This is a genomic window from Kaarinaea lacus (genome assembly GCF_975902315.1).
Genome location: NZ_CDLKIE010000304.1, coordinates 1 through 6609, shown reverse-complemented (window position 1 = coordinate 6609; position 6609 = coordinate 1). Strand labels below are relative to the sequence as shown.

Here is a 6609-nt window from a genome sequence, read left to right as displayed (position 1 = left end):
GCGCAGGAATTTACTGGGCTTTTTTTAACCAGTTCACATAATGCAATGGAAGTGCTCGAAGGCTGGTTAGCAATTTTCGCTATTTCTTCTGCGAATGACAGCGTTCACAATCATTGACGGGAAACGCAACACTACCGTGGCAAACGCCACAGCTTTCCCCTTTCAATATTTTATCCATACTGGTTTTATTCGCGCCTTTTTTTGCCTGGAAAATAGCAGTATGACAATTATTGCATTCTAACCACTGCAGATGCCTGGCATGGGGAAACAAAACATTTGGTGTACTGCCGGCTACTTCAATCAGAACATTTAAATCCATGGGCATACCTTTTGCCGCTGGATCTCTGGCGTCATATTGAGGTTTAATTTTTCCGTTAGCCAGACTGGCACTCCAGTCAACGAAGTTTCCGCTCCTGGCAGGTTCCAATGAAGACAGTGCTTTAGTTGGTTCCTTGAGCTTGCCCAGTTCAGGATTGGCAGGATCATGTAAACCGTCTTCCTTGAGCAGGCGGTTTTCATCTGAATGTGGTTTTAACAGGCGATTTACCGGCACTGGCTGATCAGCAGCAAAACCCGCCCATGGCATAATCAACAACATTAGCAGCATTATTGTGAATCGAGATTGTAATTGTTTGTTCATAATTATTATCCTGAATTATTTCAAACTCTAATCCAAAGGCGATACTAGTGTTTGCTTGGTACTTTTGTGGACCTGTGTAGGTAATCCTTTTTTACCTGAATGGCATAATTGACATTTGGCAGTTTCGAAGGCCGTTTTTCCGTTGTGGCACACAGCACAAAACTCGCCGGCAAAGATTTTTTGCATGGTGATTCCGCTGGTACCTGCTTTCATTTTAAATCCCAGCGACTCATGGCAGGCCCGACAACTATATTTCGTGCGGTGAACCCAATGCGGAAAAATCACCGGATTCATGCCGGCTGCTTTTGACGTTTCATTCAGTACGACATCGCCGTATTCAGCGTGCACCGCCTGCATGGGCGCAATAAATGCAAATAAAACAATGGCAATAGTGAAAATTGGGATTTGTTTTTTCGGATGGGTTAGCAAATCGCTGGTATTTCTATTATTAGTCATCACGAATCCTTTCCAGGTTTGTCATTATCAACCCGTTTTTACACGCTTAATATACGGTAGAGATCATTTATAGCTAAGAACACCTGCCGAAATACTGACATTTATCAAAAAGCCCGCCGATCAAAAACGCGTGGAACTATGAATTCGCTGGTAATTGCTGGAAACTTCCATGATAGAACGAAAAAAAAGCAGCTAGCTCGTTTTTGAGTCAATGAAGGTCGCAACCTCGGCGATCGACTGGTTATCAAACAGATCTGTAATATCCACCACCCCTGGCCAGGTATCATCTATTTGTTGATGGATTTCCATTAACGTGAGCGAGCTGATACCCATCTCAAATAAGTTATCATTAATGTTGATGCTTTTTTCTTTAATGAGTTCGTCACAGATGGTTTTTAGTTTTGCCTCGGTGGGCGACAAATCACCGCTTTCCTGTTCATGTACCGCGGCCAGCAACTTGTCAATTTGCGCAATCGCGTCATCGTACTCACCCTTTGCATAAGCATCGGCCAGTAAACGACGCTGCAACTTACCGCTGGTCGTTTTAGGAATGCGATTAACGGGTATAACCTGATTGACCTGCAATCCGGTTTGTTCATTAATATGTCGCGTCACATCGCGCACAATGCCAATAAAGTCTTTCAGGTCAGCTCTGAACAATATAAAGATTAACAAATCATCTGTGTCTGCATCGGGCCGGCGCATACCATACGCAACCACTTTACCCAGTTCCAGCTCCTGGAGTTGTAAAGCAATTGCTTCCAGGTCATGAGGGTAATAATTGAGTCCATTGGCAAATATAATATCTTTCTCACGTCCAGTAATAACCAGCTCACCGTCACTGGTTAGAATTCCCAGGTCTCCGGTATCTAACCAGCCATCGCCAGTGAGTGCTACGCGGTTGACCTCTTCATCCAGGTAGTATCCGGCAGTGACACTTCCACCACGGATTTGAACCAGACCAATGTAGTCCGACGCCAGACTATTATTATTTTCATCGGTGATTTTGACCTCCATATTCGGCACAGGCTTACCTTCGATGGGATAAGCAACGCCATCGGCATCGCCCTGTTTTAAATACCGGACCTGATCGCCCGCACGCATCATGTGCCGGTCCAGGTAAACGGCTCGAAAATGCTCCCCCGGTTGCGGTAACGCAACAGCAAGCGTTGCTTCCGCCAGCCCATAGACGGTATACATGGATTCCCGCGACAAATTGTAATCCTGCATGACATCCAGAAACTGGTGGCAAAGATCAACCGAAATCGGCTCAGCACCATTAAAGATTAACCGCAATCGTGAAAGATCCAAACCTTCAAGTTTTTTATCCCCCAAAGCTTTTAAAAAATGTTTATAACCAAAATTAGGAGAGGAACTTACCGTTATCTGAAACTCGCTGATTTTCTCCATCCACAAAAGGGGGCGACGACTGAACAGTTCAGTAGGCATAGAATATTGATTCGCATCGATAAAGAAAAAAACCAGATGGAATCCAATCAACCCCATGTCATGGGTTAACGGCATCCAGCTGAGTCCAACATCATCGGACGTTAACTGAGCGCGCTGACTAATGGCATTAATATTCGTAATAATATTCCCATGTGTCAGCACCACACCCTTGGGCTCACTGGTGGAGCCGGATGAAAACTGGATAAAGGCAATATCGTCAGGTTTGACGGCATGCGGCTGGCCACGTTGCTGATGATCTTCCCGCTGATCGGATGTGAACGTTTTATTTCGAACCACCTGTAATGATTCACGCAAATTGTGCTGTTCTGCAAAGTTTGCCAGGCGATCAAAGTTCTCCTCAAAAGTATATAAATGAGGCCGCTCCAGCTTATTAAAAATGCGGAATAACTTGGCGCGATGTTCATCACTAATTCCCACCGCCACGGGAACCGGAACTATTCCACCGATCATGCACGCCCAAAATCCTTCGATGAAGGTTTGATTGTCTTTATGCAGAATAATCATCTGATCGCCCGGCGTTAGACCAGCCTGCTGAAAATCATGTAACAGCATTAAGGCTCGCTCATACAAATCGGCGTAGCTTAGTTGGCGATGATCCTGTTTGCCTTCTATAAAAGTTATTCCGCAATTACTTACGCTCTCTGCCTGGAGCGCTTCAACCAGTGTAGAGTATTCTTTCATGATTCAGATTTTTTTCTTGATTTTATTCGCATGTGAATAGGATGCTTGGTACGCAGGTTTACTGCAGGCTCCAGCTCAACGGGTTTGTCTTCAACATATTCCAGTTTAAAATATCGTGTCATTAAGCCAAAATGGATTTGTGCTTCCACGATACCAAAAAAATCGCCAATACAGCGCCGCGGCCCGGCGGAGAATGGAATATAGGCATATTTATTAAATTGCTTTTCCTTTTCAGGAGAAAAACGCTCTGGATTAAATGCTTCCGGCTCTTCCCAGAAGGATTTATTACGATGTATGTAATAGGGAGATATAGCGATGTCAGTGCCGGCCGCAATATGGTATTTACCGATGGTATCTTCCTGCAAAGCTTTGCGCGTATACAACCAGACCGGTGGATATAAGCGCAACACCTCTTCCACCACCTGGCGCACATAGGCCAGTTCTTCAAGATGTTCAAAACCGGGGACGCTTTCATAACTCGCTTTGTCGACAACATCATGCACCTTCGCTTCAACGTCAGGATGCTGCGATAAACGATACCAGGTCCAGTTCATAGTGGTGGCGCTGGTTTCAGATCCGGCGACAATCAGGGTCATGACCTCGTCAATCAATTCCTTATCGGTCATTGGCTCGCCGGTTTCCTTGTCACGCGCATCCATAAACATCGACAACCAGTCGTTTGGTTTGCTGGATCGTTGTCTGCGCTGCTCAATCAGTCCACCTACCAGCCTGGTCAAACCACGGTATTTAACAACCAGTTTCAAATCGCGCGCTGAATCATCGGTCAATATGGCAAAGGGATTTTCTGCACCCTCTTCGCCGCACAGATTTTCGTAATCATCGCTAAACAGGGCACGCAAAATTATTTCCAACGCCAGCGCATTGGTTTCTTCCGTGATATCAATGATGGCATTCCGTTCAGCCAGCTTGCGCCATTTTTCCAATAACCGAATATTGATTTGCTTGATCTGCTGCGTTAACTCTGCAACAACCTTCTTGTTAAACGCCGGCTGAATCATACGACGCTGTTTCCACCAGAAAGCACCATCGCTGACAATGATGCCGTTCCCCAGCAACATTTTAACAAGCTCAAAGCCAACACCTTTCACGTAATTTTTGCTGTTACTTACCAGCACATGTTTGATGGCGTCGGGATGGTTAATTACCAGTAGCGGATCTTTTCTGGTGGCCTGGGTGACCTGAAAAATATCACCATAAGCCGCCAACCACTCGCCCAAACGATGAAAATCATCTTCGGTGACATTAATGTCGTGCGGAGTTTCCGGTCCAGGAGGGACAACTGAGTTGTTTAGCTGCGAGACTGTCATGTGTTAGGATTACGCTAATTTTTGCGCAATATTAACACATTTTAATAGAATGATATTACTAAATTACACGCACCTGGACCGCCCACTGCCCCACTCTGCAGTGCGATCGTTTCTGCAAAATCTACCCTCCAACAAAGCACAAACAATCTCCAGATTGGTTGACGATAAGCAACGCAGTGCGTCTGTGCTGGGTCTGGTATTACTCGAACACGCCATGCAGCAAATGGGCTTCAGCGACTTTGATTTTCTCCAGCTCATTTTTTCACCAAACCAGAAGCCGTCCTGTACCGCTAATATAGAATTCAATATCACCCACTCGGATAGTCTGGTTGCCTGCGCGGTCAGCCAGGCGTCACCAGTGGGTATCGATAGCGAAACCAGCAATCGCGAACACAACACGCTTTTACGACACGCGTTTAATGACGCCGAACTTGAACAAATCAGTGATGGATCACAAAGCCTTCTCGACCTTTGGGTGCAAAAAGAAGCTGTCGTAAAAGCCACCGGCGGCGGCATAACAGACTTGAAATATATCCAGCTTGATCATTGCACAGCGCTTTATCAAAACCGGCGATGGTTCTTGCACCGCCTGCCATTAGATGACAATGACATAAGCTACCTTGCCTGCAAACAACAGAATCCTGAAATTAAGATTCGCTATCATTCTTTTTCTGACTGCCTGAGTTATTGCACAACTGAAAATACCCTGAGTCAATGTCATGGCTGAGTTAACCACCCGGCAACGTATTACTTATTCACTCCTCTCATCACTTCTCAAGTTAATCGTGCGCGTGATCTGGTCAACCTGCCGCGTGGAACGAATTATCGGTGAAGAGCATGTTGAACAGGTCATCAAAGACGGCAAGGCATTCATCCCCTGTTATTGGCACCAACAGATAATTTTTGGCGCATGGTATATGCGCAAGTTGTTAGCTCGCGGCATTAAGGTGGGCTTTCTGGTAAGTCCCTCCAAGGACGGTGAAATAGCAGCAAATGTCATTAAAAGCTGGGGTGGCACGGTAATACGAGGCTCCGAAACACGGACCGGGGCACAAGCCATGCGTGACATGTATACGCTGATTGCCAGGGAAAATGTATCACCGGCCATCAACTCCGACGGCCCCCAGGGACCGCTTCATGTATTTAAGGTGGGTGATTTAATGTTATCGCAATTTACCAAAGCACCTTTATTACCACTGGCCTATGCCACAAGCAGCGCCTGGCACCTGAACTCCTGGGACAAGTTTATCGTACCCAAACCGTTTTCACGTGTGGCAATAGTGATAGGCGAACCTTTTGTTACGCCGAAAGGATTACTTGCTGAAGATCTGGAGCCACAACGCTTACAGATGGAAAACACCTTAAAGGATTTAACCAGGCAGGCACAGAAAATATTGAATTCACACTAATGCGAATTCGACTCCCCGTAATTTGATCGCTATATTCCGGTGTCACCAGTGCCTGGATCCACAGAGGGTGCAGGCTGAGGTGGAGAACCTATAGCCTCAACGCCTCCCATCCCCAGTGGCACGGGTTCAACGACGCCCACATCAATGTAACCGTAGTACCACCAGGGATACGGTTGGGTTGGAAACACCAAACGTCCCAGAGTCGCAGACAGATCATTTATCGATGATGCTTTCAGCCCCACGTCGGACAAGGTATATAAATAAATATCATCCACATCGGTCATTACTATAGAGCGCCTGGGTGCTGCCCATTGCACATACCAGCCATCGGTACAATCCTGAATGTATGGCGCCATTAGATTGGGATTGTTGACACAATAATATTCAAAGGCCAGATCAGAATGATCAACACGACCCAGTTCACTAAATCCATCCTCCAGTGAAACGTCGAAAGCTACAACTCCGCTGAAAACATCCTGACTCACTAACGGAGAAATCTGGATCGGTATCGCTAACAGGTTTGCCGGCTGATAAAAAGTAAACGCTTTATGATCATGCTCTGCTGCACTCCATGACCATCCACTGGGCATAGATAACGTATGTTTATGCCTGACCACAGGGTTTG

Annotated in this window: 7 protein-coding genes; 2 read left to right on the top strand and 5 right to left on the bottom strand. The window is 46.1% G+C overall.

All coding sequences use genetic code 11. From position 1 onward, the window contains the following. Positions 1-79: 79 nt before the first annotated feature. From ACWVCM_RS09605 to ACWVCM_RS09590, 4 genes are all read right to left on the bottom strand, one after another. A complete protein-coding gene (locus tag ACWVCM_RS09605) occupies positions 80-640 on the bottom strand; it encodes a c(7)-type cytochrome triheme domain-containing protein (RefSeq protein ID WP_455201524.1) in 561 nt (186 codons plus the stop codon). A gap of 27 nt (positions 641-667) precedes the next feature. Continuing rightward, complete coding sequence (locus ACWVCM_RS09600) at positions 668-1096, bottom strand: c(7)-type cytochrome triheme domain-containing protein (RefSeq protein ID WP_455201523.1); 429 nt, start codon at positions 1094-1096, stop codon at positions 668-670. Positions 1097-1288: 192 nt separating this feature from the next. Beyond that, entirely contained in the window at positions 1289-3247 is a 1959-nt protein-coding gene (locus ACWVCM_RS09595) for a non-ribosomal peptide synthetase (protein WP_455201522.1), read from the bottom strand. Next, positions 3244-4575 carry a cytochrome P450 gene (locus tag ACWVCM_RS09590; RefSeq protein WP_455201521.1) on the bottom strand — a complete coding sequence of 444 codons (1332 nt, stop codon included), beginning with the start codon at positions 4573-4575 and terminating at the stop codon, positions 3244-3246. The genes ACWVCM_RS09595 and ACWVCM_RS09590 overlap by 4 nt, the downstream gene beginning before the upstream one ends. Positions 4576-4729: 154 nt before the next feature. On the opposite strand from ACWVCM_RS09590, the gene ACWVCM_RS09585 reads away from it, so the two are divergent. Both ACWVCM_RS09585 and ACWVCM_RS09580 read left to right on the top strand, forming a co-directional pair. Further along, a complete protein-coding gene (locus ACWVCM_RS09585) occupies positions 4730-5302 on the top strand; it encodes a 4'-phosphopantetheinyl transferase family protein (protein WP_455201520.1) in 573 nt (190 codons plus the stop codon). Next, positions 5295-5984: a lysophospholipid acyltransferase family protein gene (locus tag ACWVCM_RS09580; protein WP_455201519.1), complete on the top strand. Its 690-nt coding sequence runs from the start codon at positions 5295-5297 to the stop codon at positions 5982-5984. The genes ACWVCM_RS09585 and ACWVCM_RS09580 overlap by 8 nt, the downstream gene beginning before the upstream one ends. Before the next feature lie 29 nt (positions 5985-6013). Here ACWVCM_RS09580 and ACWVCM_RS09575 read toward each other — a convergent pair. Then, positions 6014-6609, bottom strand: a 596-nt coding sequence (locus ACWVCM_RS09575) for a beta-propeller domain-containing protein (protein ID WP_455201518.1), incomplete at its 5' end; no start/stop codon positions are given.